This is a genomic window from Eggerthella sp. (assembly GCF_048329335.1).
Taxonomy (GTDB): Bacteria; Actinomycetota; Coriobacteriia; order Coriobacteriales; family Eggerthellaceae; genus Eggerthella; species Eggerthella lenta.
This window is the reverse complement of sequence record NZ_DBFEGU010000062.1, coordinates 1-1,784: the sequence shown is the minus strand read 5'-3', so window position 1 is coordinate 1,784 and position 1,784 is coordinate 1. Positions and strand designations below refer to the sequence as shown.

Annotated in this window: 2 protein-coding genes and 1 pseudogene; 1 reads left to right on the top strand and 2 read right to left on the bottom strand. The window is 71.3% G+C overall.

Annotation, left to right across the window (positions count from 1 at the left end; translation table 11 throughout):
* A partial coding sequence (locus ACMO6A_RS02040; protein WP_418470706.1) for an ATP-binding cassette domain-containing protein occupies positions 1 to 286 on the bottom strand: 286 nt, incomplete at its 3' end.
* On the bottom strand, positions 283 to 1,116 hold the full coding sequence (locus ACMO6A_RS02035; protein ID WP_015760553.1) for an energy-coupling factor transporter transmembrane component T family protein: 834 nt from the start codon (positions 1,114 to 1,116) through the stop codon (positions 283 to 285). The genes ACMO6A_RS02035 and ACMO6A_RS02040, both read right to left, overlap by 4 nt.
* Before the next feature lie 41 nt (positions 1,117 to 1,157).
* Between ACMO6A_RS02035 and ACMO6A_RS02030 the strand changes: the two are divergent.
* A pseudogene (locus ACMO6A_RS02030) lies at positions 1,158 to 1,784 on the top strand (AraC family transcriptional regulator); the annotation flags it as partial.

Here is a 1,784-nt window from a genome sequence, read left to right as displayed (position 1 = left end):
GGAACACCGAGCCCACGCGCCGGCACAGCGCGTCCATCTCCCACGACCCCGCGTCCTTGCCGGCGATGCGCACCGACCCCGCGAGCTCCCCGTCGTAGGAGACGGGGATCAGCCCGTTCGCCAGGCGCGTGAGCGTGGTCTTGCCGCAGCCGGAGCCGCCGGTGAGCACCACGCACTGCCCTGCGGGCACGCTCAGGGACACGTCGGCGAGGGCGGGCTCGCGGGCGCCGGCGTAGGTGAAGCCCGCCCGGTCGAACGAAAGCGCCGCGTCGGCCTGCGCGCTCACGCGATCACCCCCAGCTTGATGAGCGCCACGCACGCGACCACGGCGCCGAACAGGGCGGCGAACAGGGCGTCCGCCGGCCCGAAGCGCAGCTCGTAGTAGGACGTGCGCGCCGCCGCGGAGTCGATGCCGCGCACGATGGCCGCGTTCGACAGCTCGTCGGCCACGATGGCCAGCCGGCTCATCACGGGCACCATGAGGTTCTCCGCCGTCAGCGCCGGATGCCGCAGCACCGTCGCGGGCGACAGCGCCATGCCGCGCACCTTCATGGCCTCGGCCACCGACGAGAACTCCTTGCCCATCGTGGGGAAGAACCTGAGCGCCACGCACAGCGCCACCACGCCGCCGCGCGGCACGTGCGCGCGCTGCAGCGCCGAGGCCATCTCGCCCACGCGCGTGGTGGCGATCATGTTCGACGCGAACATCCCCACGCAGAACACGCGGCGGAACACGACGATCATCGCGGCGAACGACGCGGTCACCTCGTTCGGAAAGGCGGCGACGGCCATGCTGGCCCCGAAGACGGCCGCGTAGGCCGCCAGCCAGCGCAGCGCCGCCGACGCGCGGCCGCACCAGATCATCGTCGCGGCGCACAGCGCCACGGCCGCCACCTCGGTCCACGGCTTCGTCGGCGCGAACGCGATGAGGTTCAGCATGAGCAGGACGGCGAGCGACGTGCGCGGGTCGAGCCGGCGGCGCGCGCCCGCCCGCCGCGCGCTCGCCGCCGCGCAGGCCGGGGCTGCCGAGGCTGCCGGGGCGCCCGCAGCGGCGCCCTCGGCGGACCAAAGGGTTGCGGAGGGCGCGAAGTCTGGTATATCCTTGAAGTTAGCCATGACTAATAATCTAGCGATGCAACGAAAAGGAGCGGCGTGCAATGAGCGATCGCGATGATTCAGCCGAAATTCTAGACGATGACGCCGAAATGAGGTGCGCGGCGGCGGGATCGGGCTCGCGCGCCCTCGTCGAGTCGAACCTGATCGGCGTCGGGGGCGACCCCGCGGCGCGCTCGCGGGCGGCCTACCTGGCGCAACGCACCTCGCTGGCGGACGGCTTGGGGTCGAACGGCCCGTTCACCGTCCACGACATCTACGAGACGCAGATCGCCTCCATGCACGGCGTGCGCGTGGAGGCCGCCGAGCGCGGGCGCGTGGGCATGCTCTGGGAGATCGACGAGCGCTACGGCCAGGGAACCTACTGGTACTACCCGCTGGGCGACGACCTGTCCGTGGCGATCTTCGACCTGCAGTTCAACCGGGAGGTAGGCTTCACCTGCCAGACGCCCGACCTGTTCTGCTTCGGGTCGTACGGCCGCAACATGGTGCCCTACTTCGGCATCACCGACGACCCCGCCGACCGGACGCTGCTGGGCTACGCGTGGAAGTCGCAGCCCTACGGGCAGGTGACGAAGGCCGACGAGCGCCTCGACGTGACGAGCATCTGCATGCTGCCGAAGGGCCTGCAGCGCCTGAGCCTGGCGTGCCACTGCGACCCGCTCGTGCTC

Excerpts from the sequence above, each read along its gene's own strand:
- ACMO6A_RS02035 (WP_015760553.1), bottom strand. The coding sequence starts at position 1,116 with ATGGCTAACTTCAAGGATATACCAGACTTCGCGCCCTCCGCAACCCTT.